At 47.9% G+C, this 17,297-nt stretch carries 14 protein-coding genes; 9 read left to right on the top strand and 5 right to left on the bottom strand.

Annotated features, from left to right (window positions below):
• Nucleotides 1–22: 22 nt before the first annotated feature.
• Nucleotides 23–1,066 carry a cell division protein ZipA gene (gene zipA, locus BCT27_RS16970; RefSeq protein ID WP_102396322.1) on the bottom strand — a complete coding sequence of 348 codons (1,044 nt, stop codon included), beginning with the start codon at nucleotides 1,064–1,066 and terminating at the stop codon, nucleotides 23–25.
• A gap of 276 nt (nucleotides 1,067–1,342) precedes the next feature.
• Between zipA and cysZ the strand changes: the two genes are divergently transcribed.
• The 5 genes from cysZ to crr all read left to right on the top strand — a co-directional run bounded on the left by cysZ (nucleotide 1,343) and on the right by crr (nucleotide 6,247).
• Nucleotides 1,343–2,104 carry a sulfate transporter CysZ gene (gene cysZ, locus BCT27_RS16960; RefSeq protein ID WP_102318259.1) on the top strand — a complete coding sequence of 254 codons (762 nt, stop codon included), beginning with the start codon at nucleotides 1,343–1,345 and terminating at the stop codon, nucleotides 2,102–2,104.
• A 265-nt stretch (nucleotides 2,105–2,369) separates the two neighbouring features.
• A complete protein-coding gene (gene cysK, locus BCT27_RS16955; protein ID WP_102318258.1) occupies nucleotides 2,370–3,338 on the top strand; it encodes a cysteine synthase A in 969 nt (322 codons plus the stop codon).
• 317 nt (nucleotides 3,339–3,655) lie between these two features.
• Nucleotides 3,656–3,913 carry an HPr family phosphocarrier protein gene (locus BCT27_RS16950; protein ID WP_002537934.1) on the top strand — a complete coding sequence of 86 codons (258 nt, stop codon included), beginning with the start codon at nucleotides 3,656–3,658 and terminating at the stop codon, nucleotides 3,911–3,913.
• Between the two features lie 54 nt (nucleotides 3,914–3,967).
• On the top strand, nucleotides 3,968–5,695 hold the full coding sequence (gene ptsI / locus BCT27_RS16945; protein ID WP_102318257.1) for a phosphoenolpyruvate-protein phosphotransferase PtsI: 1,728 nt from the start codon (nucleotides 3,968–3,970) through the stop codon (nucleotides 5,693–5,695).
• 42 nt (nucleotides 5,696–5,737) lie between these two features.
• Complete coding sequence (gene crr / locus BCT27_RS16940; protein ID WP_017009306.1) at nucleotides 5,738–6,247, top strand: PTS glucose transporter subunit IIA; 510 nt, start codon at nucleotides 5,738–5,740, stop codon at nucleotides 6,245–6,247.
• Between the two features lie 172 nt (nucleotides 6,248–6,419).
• On the opposite strand, the gene BCT27_RS16935 is transcribed toward crr, so the two are convergent.
• Entirely contained in the window at nucleotides 6,420–7,295 is an 876-nt protein-coding gene (locus tag BCT27_RS16935) for a helix-turn-helix transcriptional regulator (RefSeq protein WP_102391994.1), read from the bottom strand.
• 235 nt (nucleotides 7,296–7,530) lie between these two features.
• Between BCT27_RS16935 and BCT27_RS16930 the strand changes: the two genes are divergently transcribed.
• From BCT27_RS16930 to BCT27_RS16915, 4 genes are all read left to right on the top strand, one after another.
• Nucleotides 7,531–9,090 (top strand): PTS fructose transporter subunit IIC, encoded by a 1,560-nt coding sequence (locus tag BCT27_RS16930; RefSeq protein WP_102318255.1) that lies wholly within the window; start codon nucleotides 7,531–7,533, stop codon nucleotides 9,088–9,090.
• Between the two features lie 5 nt (nucleotides 9,091–9,095).
• Entirely contained in the window at nucleotides 9,096–9,542 is a 447-nt protein-coding gene (locus BCT27_RS16925; RefSeq protein ID WP_102318254.1) for a PTS sugar transporter subunit IIA, read from the top strand.
• A gap of 85 nt (nucleotides 9,543–9,627) precedes the next feature.
• Entirely contained in the window at nucleotides 9,628–12,291 is a 2,664-nt protein-coding gene (locus BCT27_RS16920; RefSeq protein ID WP_102396321.1) for a glycoside hydrolase family 38 N-terminal domain-containing protein, read from the top strand.
• 54 nt (nucleotides 12,292–12,345) lie between these two features.
• Nucleotides 12,346–13,140 carry a MurR/RpiR family transcriptional regulator gene (locus BCT27_RS16915; RefSeq protein WP_241905227.1) on the top strand — a complete coding sequence of 265 codons (795 nt, stop codon included), beginning with the start codon at nucleotides 12,346–12,348 and terminating at the stop codon, nucleotides 13,138–13,140.
• Between the two features lie 134 nt (nucleotides 13,141–13,274).
• Here BCT27_RS16915 and BCT27_RS16910 read toward each other — a convergent pair whose 3' ends face one another.
• The 3 genes from BCT27_RS16910 to BCT27_RS16900 form a co-directional block, all read right to left on the bottom strand.
• Nucleotides 13,275–15,731 carry a beta-mannosidase gene (locus BCT27_RS16910; RefSeq protein WP_102396320.1) on the bottom strand — a complete coding sequence of 819 codons (2,457 nt, stop codon included), beginning with the start codon at nucleotides 15,729–15,731 and terminating at the stop codon, nucleotides 13,275–13,277.
• Nucleotides 15,732–15,733: 2 nt separating this feature from the next.
• Nucleotides 15,734–16,045 carry a PTS fructose transporter subunit IIB gene (locus BCT27_RS16905; protein WP_102396319.1) on the bottom strand — a complete coding sequence of 104 codons (312 nt, stop codon included), beginning with the start codon at nucleotides 16,043–16,045 and terminating at the stop codon, nucleotides 15,734–15,736.
• Nucleotides 16,046–16,330: 285 nt separating this feature from the next.
• Nucleotides 16,331–17,230 (bottom strand): Dyp-type peroxidase, encoded by a 900-nt coding sequence (locus BCT27_RS16900; RefSeq protein WP_102318250.1) that lies wholly within the window; start codon nucleotides 17,228–17,230, stop codon nucleotides 16,331–16,333.
• Between the last annotated feature and the right edge of the window lie 67 nt (nucleotides 17,231–17,297).

Genomic DNA, 17,297 nt, shown 5'->3' with positions numbered 1-17,297 from the left:
GGGCGTTTTTTCTTCACACCGTTCAAGCAGGTGAATGGAATTTCTTTATCTTGTCTCGGTACGTATCAATGCGCTGAGGCGTCATCATGGTACGGGAATCATCCGTCACCAAGCCACCTAACTGATCCGCAACTTGCTGAGCGGTTTGCAACATCAACTTAAAGTTTTGATCCGCTTCGCCATAACACGGCAGCGTCATAAACAATGAAATGCCCGGTGTCGTGAATTGATGAATCGTCTCTAATGGGAAACTGCCCGGATTGAACATGTTCGCCGCACTAAACAACACTTTACCCGTGCCCGCTAAATCAGCGTGACGATGGAAGATTTCCATTTCGCCGTACAGCAGACCATGCTGCTCAAGGCAGTTAATCAACTCAGTGCCATCAAATTCTTGGTTGTTGCCCGCCTGCACATTGAGGATTAGCACTTGTTGTTGAGGCTCAGGTGCAGCTTCCGGTTCTTCATCAACCGTAACAATGTCCTGCTCTTCCGTTGTTTCAGCAACGGCGTCCTTAACAGGCTCATCCACCACATCTTCATCATAAGACGACGCGGTTTGATAGAAATCGTTCGACGTTTTCTTCGGCTCAACTACAACCGATTCAGCCTCAACACTTGGCTCATCAACGGTAAAAGATGGCGCATCGTTGTCAGACGCAGAGAAAGCCGGTAAATCAAACGCCTCTTCTTTCGTGTCGACAACCACATCATTCGTGACGACATTTGACTCAAGGTCATTTTCCACACGCGTATCAGGTGCCGATGCATCGTCAGAATGCATTTCGTTAGCGAACAGCGGATCAACATCAGATTTATCGCCAAAGCTTAAACCCGGTTCCTTCCTGTCCACTTTGGGTGTGTCATCACCCGATTTAATAACACGAACAGAGCCGATACCGTCCTGATCAAAGCCAGTGTCATCCTTCCCTGTCAGCTTACCAATGGGTTTTTCACCAAATTTGGCAGGCTTTTCTTTCCTACTGGTCCAAAGGCCATGAAGCAGAAGCGCAGCTATCGCTACCGCTCCCAAAATGATCAATACAAGGCGCAATTCCTGCATCATTTAATCTCAGTATTTATCTAATTAGCGACGAGAAACCATAGAGCAAGCCCCTATCTAAACACCTTGGAACAAGCTTTGGCAATGTCGCGCATACAATTTGCTGACTACTGTACCAAAAAGCGCATAAAAGTTAATGCACAACCAATAAGAACACTCAAAAAGTGCCTGTTCTTTCTGGCTTTTGACACGCAATGCACTTAAAAATTCCACGTCAGCATAAATTGCCAATACCAACAGGAAACCGTTACCATGCAGAGGTTAAAGCAAGGAGACACTATGACCCCCTCACAACTGGTACAACAACCAACATCCGGTGCAGGTTACTTCCTGCGTGGATTTTCTCTGGCATTTACACCAGGTATCCGCAGATTTGTCATCATTCCTCTGATGGTTAACCTCTTGTTGATGGGTACCCTAATTAGCGTGCTATTGTCACAACTCAGTACATGGATTGACGGGTGGCTCTCTTATATACCCTCTTGGTTGGACTGGTTGTCTTACTTATTATGGCCATTGCTGGCAATCTTCGCGCTGGTGATCTGTTCGTATTTTTTCAGCACGGTCGCCAACTGGATAGCCGCCCCCTTTAATGGCCTACTTGCTGAGCACTTGGAAGCAAAGCTCACTGGTAAACGCCCACCGGATGATGGCATCGCTGGGATCATTAAAGATTTACCGCGTATCTTCAAACGAGAATGGCAAAAGCTTTGGTATTACCTACCTAAAGCTCTAGGTTTGCTGATATTGATGTGGATTCCAGCTATCGGGCAAACGCTGGGGCCAGTGCTCTGGTTTTTATTCAGCGCATGGATGATGGGCATTCAATACTGTGATTATCCGTTCGATAACCACCGCGTGTCGTTTCCATCAATGAAAGCGACACTGCGCGAACAAAAAGGCATGACCATGAGCTTTGGCGCGTTAGTCATGGTGTTTACCATGACGCCAGTGCTTAACCTGTTTGTCATGCCTGTCGCCGTGTGTGGTGCAACCGCAATGTGGGTAGACAAGTATCGTGGTGAACTCGCGCGATACTAAATATCGAAGAACGAAACGCCTCTTTAGTATTCACGTCTACATACTTCTCGTTAACTTTGCCGCCCAACCTCACGGGCGGTAGAGTTCTACACACAAATGCCTTCATAATTAGCCAACATCAGTCTACATTCCATATCACAAACGCCGAAAATAACTGTCTAAGTTCTGAAATCACAATAAGATATAACCAACGATTCCTTTGCATTTATGCAAACGGCGATATTATTTTAGACGTATTCCCCAGCAAACCGAAGGAACGAAGAACATGGGTAAGATTTACGAAGATAATACAACCACCATTGGTAACACCCCTCTAGTACGCCTTAACCGTGTATCTAACGGAAAAGTGCTGGTAAAGATTGAAGCGCGTAATCCAAGTTTCAGCGTTAAATGTCGTATCGGTGCGAACATGATTTGGGATGCCGAGAAAAAAGGCACTCTGAAGCCAGGCATAGAGTTGGTTGAGCCTACCAGTGGTAACACAGGTATTGCGTTGGCTTACGTTGCAGCTGCGCGTGGTTACAAGCTAACGCTGACCATGCCAGAATCAATGAGCCTTGAGCGCCGTAAACTGCTTAAAGCATTGGGTGCAAACCTTGTGCTAACAGAAGCGGCAAAGGGTATGAAAGGCGCCATTGCTAAAGCAGAAGAAATTGTCGCAACTGACCCTGCGAAATACCTGTTGCTTCAACAGTTCGATAACCCAGCTAACCCTGAGATCCACGAAAAGACAACGGGTCCTGAAATCTGGGAAGACACTGACGGTGAAATCGACGTCTTTGTTGCCGGTGTAGGTACGGGCGGTACGCTTACGGGTGTTAGCCGTTACATCAAAAACACCCAAGGTAAAGCGATCACTACTGTTGCCGTTGAACCTTCAGAATCACCGGTTATTGCACAAACTGTTGCGGGTGATGCAGTTCAACCTGCACCACACAAAATCCAAGGTATCGGTGCAGGCTTCGTACCTGGCAACCTTGACCTTTCACTGATTGATAAAGTGGTTCACGTTACCTCTGACGAAGCGATTACCATGGCACGTCGTTTGATGGAAGAAGAAGGCATTCTGGCCGGTATTTCATCTGGTGCAGCCGTTGTCGCAGCGAACAAAGTTGCAGAGCTTCCTGAATTTGAAGGCAAGAACATTGTGACCATTTTGCCGAGCTCTGGTGAGCGTTACCTCAGTACTGCACTGTTCGCAGGTATCTTCACTGAGCTAGAAAATCAGCAGTAACAGATACAATTTGTTACAGACAATAGTCTGAGAGACAACAAAAAAGCCCCTCAGGGGCTTTTTTGTTTGATTTTTTTAGTCCGCTCTAGTAAAAAATCCCCGCCTCTTATTTTCGAGGCTCGAAATAAAAAGCCGCCTCGTCTTCGAGGCACATGCCCATTCAAGCGAAAATGTCACAAAAATTTGACTTGGATTAAGCAAAGGCATGCAAATCTTCGTTAGTTTATCGTCCACCGATAGCCAAATCAGGTCATTCGGTTTAAGCTATCAACAGATTTAATACATAAACTTAAATAAATAATGTATCGGGGTAAATCATGTATCAAAAGCAAGTAGAAATCACTGCTGAAAACGGTCTGCACACTCGTCCTGCTGCTCAGTTTGTTAAGGAAGCAAAAGGCTTCGATGCAAAAATTACTGTTGAATCTGGCGGTAAAGAAGCGAGCGCAACTAGCCTGTTCAAACTGCAAACTCTTGGCCTGACTAAAGGTACTGTTGTAACCATCAAAGCTGATGGTGCACAAGCTCAAGAAGCTGTTGATCACCTAGTTAAACTGATGGACGAGCTGGAATAATCCAGCTTTTTTCTATCCATTAGCATTTAAATTTGGTCAACGTAAGGTAAAGCTATGATTTCAGGCATTCTGGCATCTCCTGGTATTGCATTCGGTAAAGCGCTGCTACTTCAAGAAGACGAAATCGTCATCAATAAAAACCCTCTTCCAGCTGATCAGTTGGATGCGGAAATTCAGCGCCTTTTCGATGCGCGCGAAAAATCTAAACTTCAGCTAGAAGCTATCAAAGAAAAAGCACTCATCACCTTTGGTGAAGAGAAAGAAGCTATCTTTGAAGGCCATATCATGCTGTTGGAAGATGAAGAGCTAGAAGAAGAAATCATAGCTTTCATTAAAGAGAACAACGCAGCGGCTGATTACGCGATTTACAGCGTATTTGAAGAGCAAGCAACGACGCTTGAATCTCTTGACGACGAATACCTAAAAGAGCGCGCAACTGATATTCGTGACATCGGCTCACGTTTTGTTAAGAACGCACTGGGTATCAACATCGTTTCTCTAAGCGCTATCAACGAAGAAGTGATTTTGGTTGCTAACGACCTAACACCTTCTGAAACTGCGCAAATCAACCTAGATTACGTACTAGGTTTCATCACCGATATCGGTGGTCGCACTTCTCACACCTCAATCATGGCGCGCTCACTAGAGCTTCCAGCAATCGTTGGCACCATGAACATCACTAAAACAGTGAGCAACGGTGACATGCTGGTACTTGATGCAATCAACAACAAGATTGTTATCAACCCAAGCGAAGAAGAGCTAAACAAATTCAAAGCGATCCGTGATGAATTCATCGCAGAGAAAGAAGAACTGGCTAAATTGAAAGATTTGCCAGCAATCACTCTGGACGGTCACCAAGTAGAAGTTTGCGGTAACATCGGTACCGTTAAAGACTGCGACGGTATCAACCGTAATGGCGGCGAAGGTGTAGGCCTTTACCGCACAGAATTCCTATTCATGGACCGCGATGCACTGCCTACTGAAGAAGAGCAGTACAAAGCATACAAAGACGTTGCGCTTGCAATGCAAGGTCACCCAGTGATTATCCGTACCATGGATATCGGTGGTGACAAAGATCTACCGTACATGGATCTGCCAAAAGAAATGAACCCGTTCCTAGGCTGGCGTGCAATTCGCATCAGCTTGGATCGTCGTGATATTCTACGCGACCAACTTCGTGCCATCCTTCGTGCATCTGCACACGGTAAGCTACGCGTGATGTTCCCTATGATCATCTCTGTAGAAGAAATCCGTGAGCTGAAGAAAGCCATCGAAGAGTACAAAGTGGAACTTCGTGCAGAAGGCCATGCGTTTGACGAGAACATCGAGATCGGTGTAATGGTTGAAACGCCAGCAGCCGCAGCGATTGCTCATCACCTAGCGAAAGAAGTTGCATTCTTTAGCATTGGTACAAACGACTTAACCCAGTATACTCTTGCGGTTGACCGTGGTAACGAGATGATCTCTCACCTGTACAACCCTCTGTCTCCAGCAGTACTTACTGTGATCAAGCAGGTAATTGATGCTTCTCACAAAGAAGGCAAATGGACTGGCATGTGTGGTGAGCTTGCAGGCGACGAGCGTGCAACGCTACTACTGATGGGTATGGGTCTTGATGAGTTCAGTATGAGCGGCATCTCAATCCCACGCATCAAGAAAATTATCCGTAATGCCAACTTTGCTGATGTTAAAGCAATGGCAGACGAAGCACTGGCAATGCCTACTGCAGCTGAAATCGCTGAACATGTAGAAAAATTCATTGCTGAAAAAACTGTCTGCTAAACTACGGCAGCAAAGTATTGATAACGCTTAGGAGCATACACTATGGGTCTGTTTGACAAACTGAAGAAGCTGGTTTCTGACGACAGCAGCGATGCAGGTGTGATTGAAATCATGGCACCACTTTCTGGTGAAATCGTAAACATCGAAGATGTGCCTGATGTTGTTTTCGCAGAAAAAATCGTTGGTGACGGCATCGCAATCAAACCAACTGGCGACAAAATGGTTGCACCAGTTAACGGTACCATTGGTAAGATTTTCGAAACTAACCACGCTTTCTCAATCGAATCTGAAGACGGCATCGAAATGTTCGTTCACTTCGGTATCGACACTGTTGAGCTAAAAGGTGAAGGCTTCAAGCGTATCGCTGAAGAAGGTCAAACTGTAAAAGTTGGCGACCCAATCATCGAATTCGATCTAGCAATGCTAGAAGAAAAAGCGAAGTCTACTCTGACACCTGTTGTTATTTCTAACATGGACGAAATCAAAGAGCTGAACAAGCTTTCTGGTTCTGTTGTTGTTGGTCAAACACCAGTACTACGCATCAAGAAGTAATTCTTTGTGTGTAAGAAAAAGCGCAGCCTAGGCTGCGCTTTTTTGTTGCCTAAAGTTTATATCCGCTCAACGATACTTTGCTCGCTTTCATAGCGCCGACAAGCATCAACGTGCCTAGCATCCACTTCCCAAACACCACGGCTAACCACCGCCATTCACTGATCATGAAGAGTTAGTTCGAAAACTCTTGAGTGAAACTCTGCTGTTGGTTTATGTATTGCTGACGATATTGTGTTGGCGTCATCCCTGCTAGCCGTTTAAACAGGCGGCAAAAGTAATCCGCATCCACAAACCCACTTTCCAGCGCCACTTGTTTAACACGCAACCCTTTTTCAATAAGAAGATGTCGAGCATGAGCAAAGCGCTCTCGATTAATGTATTCGTTAAACCCTACCTCACTGTGTTGCTGAAACAGGTGAGAAAGGTAACTTGATGAAATGCAGAAGTGCTCAGCTACCGATTCACGGCAAATTGACTCATGGAAATGGCAACGCATGTAAGTCAGAATCTGATGGAAGAGTTGCTTTTGCTTAGACACATCCGACGCATGAGCACTTAGCTTACGAGAAATCGTCCGTAGCAACACATCAAGCTTCACATCACCTAACCCCCGCACTTCTGACGTCAAGCCAAGCAGCAAGGCATTCAGTGATGTCAGTGACATGGCCCATTTCGCCAAACTGATGCAACGGCCATCTTGCCAGTGGTTATAACTCAGTCCGAGCTTTTCACCACGACAACAAATGCTCAAGGTGTTTGCCTCATCAGCATACGGCAAGTTCCAACCGTGAGCCGCTACGCGAAGCACATCACCGGGCTTCATGCGCACCACGCCTCGTTCGCCACCGCCGTGACTGAACATCATGTCTACCGCTCCCTCTACAACTATTTCCACTCTTTCATCTGGCGTACACCACGCCAAAAGCGGCATGTCATTACATGGCAATGCGCGGTGGCATTCCGTATTGAGCTTTCCGTCTAAACGACCTGCGATCTCAGAAAGCACCAAATATGAAAACGTGTCGGGCTGATTAGTCGTGTTGGGCATTCGGTGTCACTCTCACTGTCGGATGTGAAAATACATTCACGAGAACACTAACTGTTCACTTTATGGTGAAAAAATTTACAGTGTTTTGAGAATATTTCCATGATGAACTGCACCCTTTAACTGTAAATATTTACAACAAAATGACTAATATGCGCTCAATCACAGTCTTAAACTGGAAATATTTTCATCATCTTCCTGCCAAAACCCTATTTGAAGGTCGTAGAAGGAGAACCTCATGACCAAAAATGTTGTTGCGATAACCGCCTGTGCTGCTGGTATTGCTCACACTTACATGGCAGCTGAAGCCCTTGAGCAAGCTGGCAAAGAACACAATTTCTTTGTAAAGGTTGAGACCCAAGGTTCAATCGGTGCGCAGAATATTCTGACTGAACAAGAGATCAATGATGCGGAGCTGGTGATCATTGCCTCTGACATTGAGATCGATCTTGCCCGCTTTGCTGGAAAACGTGTTTACAAGGCACGTCCAAAAGCCGCGATTCGCGATGCAATGGCACTTATCAAAGAAGCCGAAGAAAATGCGACTGTCTTTGGAGCGAAAGGCACAAAAGTCGGTAACGTGACCTTGGGTAAAACCACAGAAAACGGTTTTGTTCAGCACATCATGAGCGGTATCTCTTACATGGTACCGATGGTTATTGCAGCAGGTTTGTTGCTGGCCATCGCAAATATCTTCGCTTTCCAACGTGATGACCTGGGCCGTATGGTCGCGTGGGGATTTGACCAAACAGAACCACTCGGTTATTTCATGGCGCACTTATTCAAAGTGGGTCAAATCGGCTTCCTTCTCATGATCCCACTGTTTGCAGGCTTCGTTGCAAACTCCATTGCGGATCGCCCTGCGATTGCTCCAGCTATGCTGGGTGCATACATGGCAAACGACCCAGCATTTTTAGGCACTGACGCGGGCGGCGGCTTCCTATCAGCCATCCTTGTTGCTTTCCTTGTTGGCTACTTTGTGAAGTACCTGAAGAAAATCAAATGGCCGAAACTGCTTCAACCGCTTGTGCCAATCATGATCATCCCTTTGATCGCAACCTTCTTCATTACCGTCGTGGTGTTGTACTTCATTGGTCAACCTATCGCGGGTGCCATGAGTGCATTGTATGAAGGCCTTAACTGGCTAACCAACACGTATGGTGCATCTACCTTCATCATCGGTGCCATTATCGGCGCAATGATCGGCTTCGATTTCGGTGGCCCAGTCAACAAAACCGCACTGATTTTCGGTACTGCGGTATGGACTGACACCGTTGCAAAATACGGCATTGAAGGCGCTAACTTCGTTCCAGGCACCGCGGCACAAGCTGCAATATCTGTCGCGCCACTTGGTATTTTCCTAGCGTCAAAACTGTTTAAAAACCGCTTCACTGACACTGAAAAAGTCTCTGCAAACTCCGCATTCGGCATGGGCATTGTCGGGGTAACAGAAGGTGCAATTCCGTTCGCAGCTGCAAATCCAGTTCAAATCATCACCGCCAGCGTGGCAGGTTCGGCGCTAGCCGGTGGTCTTGTGGGTTACTTGGACGTGAAATTCTACGGCGGTATCGGCTCTCCGTTGGGTACATTCATCGGTTACATCGAGCAGCCTATTCCCTTCGTGACATGGATTGCGTGTACCTTTGCCGGTATCGCAACCACTGCCATGATTATCGGATTCTGGCGCCGTCCTTCTAAACAGCCTATCGCGGATGTAAAAGAAACGGGCGCATCAACCTCCATGCAGCAGGAAACAACCACACCCGCTGTTGCTACTTCAACCGCAGTGAATGGATAACCCTGATGAACAACGTATTTAACGTCGAGCATATTCTGGCTGACGCCCACTCAACCTCTCAACAGCAAGCGTTTCAATTCATTGCCGAGCACGCCCATCAATTGGGTTACATCGACAGCGTTGATGGATTTGCAAATGGACTACAAGCGCGTGAGTCGCATGACAGCACAGGGTTTCTAGGGGGAATGGCCGTACCACACTGCAAATCATCCCATGTGAAATCACCGGCTATTTTTGTGGTGCATTTTGCTAACCCGATTGAGTGGGACACCATGGATGACGAACCTGTCACTACGGCAGTGTCGTTAGCGATTCCAGAGTCAGGCGCAGAAGAAAGTTTACTGATGCTCACCAAGTTGTCGCGCGCCATGATGAAACCCGACATTAGAAACACGCTGCAACAAAACAACACGCAAGCCATTTTAGACACCATTCAACACGTGATTGCGTGAGTTTACATATCCAATGACATGAAGGTGCAGCCCGCAGCGCTGCACCTTCACATTCAGCGGATCGCATTCCAAAGCGGACAGGTTTATGAAAAAACAACTGCATGTTATCTCCCATACTCATTGGGATTTTGAGTGGTATTTCTCCGCTCATGAATCGCTCATTCAATTGATCTATCACCTCGAAGAAGTGATGGACGCGCTCGAAAAGGGCGAAGTAGATAACTACTACTTGGATGGACAACTGAGCATCGTAGAAGATTATTTATCTGCCTGCCCGCAGCACAAAGAACGCTTTTGTCATCTGGTCGAAAGCGGAAAACTGAAGATTGGCCCTTGGTATAGCCAAACCGATCAACTGATCATTTCCGGTGAATCCATCATCCGAAACCTGCAGTTGGGTATTCGTCTTGGTGAATCACTCGGCGGCTGTGAAATGCTGGGCTACGTGCCAGACTCTTTTGGTCAAAGCATGGATATGCCAAAGATTTATAACGGCGTGGGCATTGATAAAACGGTTTTTTGGCGCGGACTGTCGACGGATGTTTACCCGCATAGAGAAGGCCAATGGCAAAGTGAAGACGGCAGTCATGTGCTTTTCTACAACATCAAAGATGGCTACTACGTGGGTGGGCAACTGATCTACTCTGATGATGCCATTTCACTGGCCCATCAAGTTGAAAAAGACTGCCTGAGTCATCATGTCGCCCTGCCATTGGGTGGCGACCAGCGCTTCGTTGATCGCAATGTCAAAGAACGCATTGCGCTGTTTAATCAAAAGCTGGCAGACGCCAACATCGATAGCCAATTGATTGAAAGCAGCTACGACGCACTGTTTGCCTCGCTTGCCGCGCAAGATCTGCCAATGGACACATTGAGCGGCGAAATGATCGATGGGCAAGTATCAAAAATCCACCGTTCCATTTACTCTTCACGCGCTGATCATAAGCGCCTGAACGATATGTTAGAACGACGCATCACCCTTGAGCTTGAGCCCCTTATGGCGCTGGCCACCCGTTATGGCATCGGCTATCAGCCTGAACTCATTAATAACCTTTGGCGCACCATGACCCGCAATCATGCCCACGACAGTGCCGGGGGTTGCAACACGGACAAAACCAACAAGATCATCGTTGAACGCTTTGAACAGGTTGATCAAACATCAAGTGCAGCGCGAGACTACTTGGTACGCAAACTGGCGGACTCTCAACCTGAACTCGATAACGGCACGCGCCTGACCTTGTTCAATACCCTGCCCGCCTCACGAGAGCAGGTTCAAGACATCACGCTTTCAACCAAATCACCGCATTTCTCGCTAAGCACTTTAGCGGGTGAGAACGTAGCATTTGATGTGATTGCACAAACCCAACACTACAATGGCAGCATTCAACGCAATCCCGAAGACAATGACCCGAATGGCTACTACTACCAAACCGACATCGCCGTTCAACATGCGCTTCCCGCATTAGGTTTCACGTCTCTCGTCATTCAAGAAGTGGCAGAAAAAGATGCGTTAGTACTACCCACGGTTATTGGGAAACACATCGAAAATGATCGATACCGTATCGACTATCAAAACGGTGACGTGAACCTTACAGACAAGCAAACAGGCCAGCATTGGCCGCAAGCTTTTACCTTGCGAGATGGCGGTGACGATGGCGATACTTATGACTACTCGCCACCCGAAAATGATTGGGTAATTGCGCTGTCTTTCAGTCACGCAGAATGCACAACACAATCAGGTCTGCTTAAACAACAGATGACCTTGAAAGGCACGTGGTTGCTGCCAGAAAACTTAGAGGCTCGTGCGCAGGGCTTCCGCGACACTGTTTGCGAGTACACCGTGAACGTGACGCTCACCAACGATGAACAGCCTTTGCAGATCGATGTCACCATCGACAATCAAGCCGACGATCACCGCCTCCAGCTCGTCATTAACAGCCCAATCAAAGCAAAAGAAAGCATTGCAGATACACCCTTTGGCTTTGCGCGTCGCCCCCTGTTCCAAGCTCAGTTGGCAGATTGGCGCGAGCGCGGCTGGAAAGAAGAGCCTTGCGGGATTTACCCGATGATCAACTATGCCAACCTTCAGGATGAGCAAACCAGTTTGACGGTGTTCGCCCAAGGCATAAAAGAGTATGAAGTGCTTATTGAGAGCCCTGAACAGCCAAGCGGCACCCTCGCCCTCACGCTTTTCCGTGGCGTTGGCTGGTTAGGCAAACCTGATCTTCTACGTCGCCCCGGGATTGCATCGGGTCAGCAGTTTAAATACATCCCCACCCCTGATAGCCAAATGAAAGGCCACCAGCACATCACATTAGGGCTGCACATCGATCCAAGCTTCTCGCCGGCGACTGCTGTGCAGCAATGGCAAGCGTGGAGTGTGAAAACGCCTTACTATCAAGCGCAAACGCTCAATCAATTCACCAATACCTTGAAGTATTTCGTCATGCATCCACTCGACAATATGGTGAAGGATGATGACAGCCTGTTTGCCCTTGATGCGCCGCATCTTGTTTGTAGCAGTGTCCAGTTCGACAACAACGCGCTGTATGTACGTCTTTTCAATCCATCGGAATACAGCATTGAGAACACAGGCACCCTCACTGTCAGGAATGCAACAATCAAAAACGTAGCGGATACCAACCTGATGCTCAAGACTCTGAATACCTTGGTGGTTGATGGCAATGTGATTCAACTTGGCGACTTCCGTGCGAAGCAAATCCGCACCATTAAGATCACGCTTGATTAAGAGGAGCGTTCGCCCTACGGTAGTGGGGCGAATGATTGATGGCCTATGGTACTGATGAACAAAGATATTGGATTGCTGTTTGAATATGCACGGAGCAAATTCACCACTACCGACAACAAGATTGCGGATTATTTTCTCGCACGTCGTCCTGTCAAAACCATTGAAGAACTGGCCACGGACATTGGTGTCTCCACGGCCTCTATCACGCGCTTTTGCCAAAAGATTGGCCTGAATAACCTCAAAGAATTCCTGTTTCTTTATCAAGAGCAATTGGACAGCGCGAACCCCCTCGCCAAACCGGAGAATGATGGGCTGCAGCAAGATTACTTCGATGTGTTACAGCAACTAAAACACTGCCTTAATACAGACGTTATCGACCAGATCACCCACGCCATCGCGAGGCATCAAATCATCCATGTGTATGGCACTGGGTTCAGTGCTCTTGCAGGGGCTGATTTCAAATTCCGTTTTGGGCGACTCGGCAAGTTTGTCGAAGTGGTGCAAGACACGAACTCCATGCAAATGTACCAAGACATTTTGACGACCGACAACCTGGTGATCGTGCTGAGTTTAAATGCGCAAAATGATGACATGGCGAAGGTGGTGAAAAACCTGACACGCCGCGGTATCGAAACCTATCTGATCTCGGCGAACCCGAAATCAAAGATGTCACAATCAGCAACGGCAACCTTGCTCACTGCCTCACTCAATGGTGAAGAACGTACCGGCATGATTTCAGCCCAACTTCCCATGCTGATGGCCATAGACCACCTTTACTATCACTACGTATCACTTGACCGGGAGACGATTAAAAACTGGGTGTCGACCGAAGCACCATTTGGAAAATAATTCATCTCGAATTCCTTTTCCTTCAGCATCTACTTGCCCCAACCTCTGTATTCCCCTGCCTCTATTTGGCCCAGTCTCTGTTTGACCAGCAACAAAAAAGCCCTCCGAAGAGGGCTTTTTGCTATCAATTTAACTCAGTAGCTCGCCGCTAAGTGGTACACCGTTAATCCTGCTTTCAACTGTTCAGCCGATGTATTCCCCGTGTATTCCAAGGTAATAGGCTGAGAAGGCAACAAAGTAACGCTTGAGTCATCAAAACGTCCGGTATCACCGCCTTCGCCATCAAACTCAGGATGAACAAAGAAGGCTGGTTTGTCGGCACTCAAGGTCACCATCACACGACCATCCACCTCTTCCACCTTGGTCTCGATGTTCGCTTTAGGCAATGGCAGGCGCTTGTAGGCATCGTCAAACCAAGTATTAGTAAAGGTTTGACCGTCACACTCAACAACCGCATGGAAGAAGCCTTCGTGCTTGCGCTCGTTAATCACGTTGCGGTCACACTGCCATACCACTTGGTTATCGTCTTCACCCAACATGCTCTCAATCGGCCATGTGTCGATCACTTCGCCGTGCCAGTCATACCAAGTCACTTGGCCTTTTGCTGCCAAGCAACGGTGTTCATCATTAATCACATTCAATCGCAGCGTGTTTTCTTCATCCACAAACACCGCCAATTGCTGCGCGAAGAAGCGTTTGGCATGGTAATGCAACTGCTTCCAACGCCCTGTATATTCAATACTCGACCAAGAGCTGACAGGCCAGCAATCATTCAATTGCCAGTACAAGATACCGCGACAAACAGGTTTGTTCGCACGCCAGTATTCGCTCGCCGTTTTGATCGCTAATGCTTGCTGAACCTGACTCAAATAGAGCATCTGAGAAAAATCTGATGGGAATCGGAAATAGCGCGTAAACATTTCAGTGATGATGCTATTCCCACGGCCATTTTTCTGGTGTTGCTCAAAAGTAGGAGAAGTAACGTTCCATTCTTCTTCTGATGCAAAGGTTTTCACGGTCGGCAATGACGGCCAAGATTGGTAGCCAAACTCGCTACAAAAACGTGGCTTAATGCTGCTGTAGGCATCGAAGGATTTGCCGGAATGCCACACATCCCAAAAATGCATGTCACCTTTGTTGTCGTCATGCCACGCATCCCCAAAGTCCAACTCACCGTTACATGGCGAGCTTGCCCAGAAACGACGGCTGGTGTCTTCACGTTCAACCACGCCTTGCAGAACACGGCTTAAACGATCGTAATTCACCACGTATTTTTCGCGATTCGCACGGGATTCTGGGTACCAATTGATCGCGCCGATCACTTCATTATCGCCACACCATAACGCCAATGACGGGTGATCGCTTAGGCGGCGAACTTGTTCCGTGATCTCTTGTTCTACGTCGCGAAGGAAATCCGGTGTCGACGGGTACAAGGCGCATGAGAACATCAAATCTTGCCACACCAGCAGGCCTAGCTCGTCACACAGCTCATAGAAGGTGTCGCGCTCATACATGCCGCCACCCCAAACACGGATCATGTTCATGTTCGCGGCTTTCGCATCTTCCAGTAAGCGGCGGTAATGATCAGGCGTTTGCTTGCCAGGCATCGCATCCAGTGGGATCCAGTTCGCGCCTTTCGCCATGATGGCTTTGTCGTTGACGACAAACGTCATCGCCGCACCGACGTCGTCTTCGCCCGTGTCTAAATACAGCTCGCGAAGCCCCAAGCGTTTCTCAATGGTTTGAGCATCTGTTGTCACTGTCAGTGTATAGAGCGGCTGTTCGCCGTAACCCGCAGGCCACCAGCGTTTAGGTTGCGCCACGCGAAAACAACATTCCACCTCTGTGCCCGTTAACGCAACAGATTGCGACATGCGCTCGCCATCAGGGCTCACCAAACAACATTCAACCTGAGCGTCAGTATCTTGGGAAATCAGCTCTGCGTAAGTGATAACCGTGACATCACAACTGCCATCACTGTGCCATTGCTGCGCTGAACGGACCTGTTGAAGACGCACTTCAGACATAGGTTGCAAGCGAATGCTGTCGTAAATACCGCTCACCAATAGACAAATCCCCCAATCCCATCCTGAATGACACTGGGTTTTACGTAAGGTATTCATGTGTGGAATCTGGTTGTTACCCACCGCCCAAGGCACAGGGAAAGGCAAGCGCTCAGCACGTGCTTTGGCTTCAATGTCTGCGCGTTTAAGCGTAATTTTCAGCGTGTTTTCACCGTCGCACAAATACGGGCGAACATCGCGGCGGTAATGGCGGAACATGTTGCTGCACAGCAATATGGTTTCGCCGTTCAACACAATCTCAGCCATGGTATCGACCATGCTCAAGATCAGGTCCACAGCCTTCGCACTCAGGAGATCGGCATCGGCGGTGAAGGTTTTCTCAAGCACCCAATCGTGTTCACCCACCCACTGCACCTTGATTTCATTACAGCCAAGGTAAGGGTCAGGAATAATATCTGCAGCAAGCAACGCACTGTGCACATCGCCCGGCAAGGTGATAGGGGCAACGATGGACGCATCCATCAAAGAAGTGAGTTGCCATTGGCCGTCTAGTTTCAACATTGTCATGGTTAGGCCACCGCTACGTCACAAGCTGCATCCAGTATTTCAGCGGCACTCACCACCAGCTTTTTCACCGTTGTTTCGACGATAATTTTGCCATCAAAGCGAGACATGCCCGCCAGTTCAATGTCAGTCGTCACGATGACCACATTGGCGTTTTTCACATCGTCTAATGTAATTTCGTTTTCCGCCCCAAGCGCACCTTGGGTTTCAACTTTAATGGTCAATCCACGAGCAATCGCAGCTTGTTCTAATGATTCAGCGGCCATGTAAGTATGGGCAACACCTGAAGGGCAGGCAGTAATGGCAACAATGTTCATGATCTTCTCCAGCACGTCTGTTTTTATAACGTTATTACCCTGAAGATCACCACACTGAGCGAGGGTGCGTCGAGGGAGATTCACTGGACATTTTTATGGTGTGTCGCAAAAGCAAAGCGCGGTCAAACTTAGTGAAAATGATTGTTTTGCATCAGTCACAAATCGATGAAAAACACCAGCACCATCGACAACAATGCCAATGGCTTACCCTCCTTCCCTCCCTATAAAAACAAAAAAGCACCGCCCATTGGCAGTGCTTTCTGTTCTCTAAGATGCATCGATAAATTAAGCGATCTTGCTTAATGCATCCATAGACGGTGCGAAGAAATACGCGCCTGTCACTGGCGTTGTGAAACGCAGCATCATGTCCGTTTTGCCATCACGCTCGCCGAACATGCTTTCTAGCATCGTTTTGTGAACATGTTGAGTGTGGCAGTAGGCAATAAACAGCAAACCATGATCACCCGACACTGAGCCATAAGGCAGGCTATGTCTGACCATTTTTAGGCCTTTGCCATCTTCTTTGATATCAACACGTCCTACGTGCGATGTCGCAGGCACGTCATCCAATTCAATAGAGTCAGACTTGGTGCGACCAATGATTTTCTCTTGCTGTTTAACTGACAAGGGTTCCCATGCGTTAAGACGGTGCACATAACGCTGCATCATGACGACGCTGCCACCCGCACATTCACCATCAGCAATGATCGCTACAGCACGACGGTCTTCTTCCCCTTCCGGGTTTTCCGTACCATCAATGAAGCCCGTCATATCACGAGAATCCAAGTAGCGGTAACCATAGGTTTCATCGACAACAGTAACGTCTGAACCGATGTTTTCGAGGAACTTTCTCAGTAGATAGAAGTTCAGGTCATGACGCGTTGAATGCACATGCAGCAACACATCACAGTCCGTCGCTGGGGCTTGCGTATCGCCTTCGCCAAGTGCTTGGAAAGGCGCTAAATCGTCAGGGGTCGCGATGTTGTGGGCTTGGCAAAACGCAGGCGTGAACGACACGGCTGCTTTCATGTTACTGCCAGGCTGATGAGTGTTGATGTCATCAACAAGCGCATGCACGTCACGAGAGCGCCCAAGAACAGCAGATGCTGAACCGGTGACTTTGAACAATACGTACAGTGCAAATGGCCCTGCGTCGGCCACGATTGCTGGCTGGGATACCGCCATTGTTACCTCCAGATAAATACAGCTCTTTCAGCTTCTTAAGTCTGATAGTGCGAAAAGTCCAAGCATA

It is taken from the genome of Enterovibrio norvegicus, from assembly GCF_002876705.1.
Lineage (GTDB): Bacteria > Pseudomonadota > Gammaproteobacteria > Enterobacterales > Vibrionaceae > Enterovibrio > Enterovibrio norvegicus_B.
The sequence above is the reverse complement of the archived record's forward strand: the minus strand, read 5'-3'. Positions and strand labels throughout refer to the sequence as shown.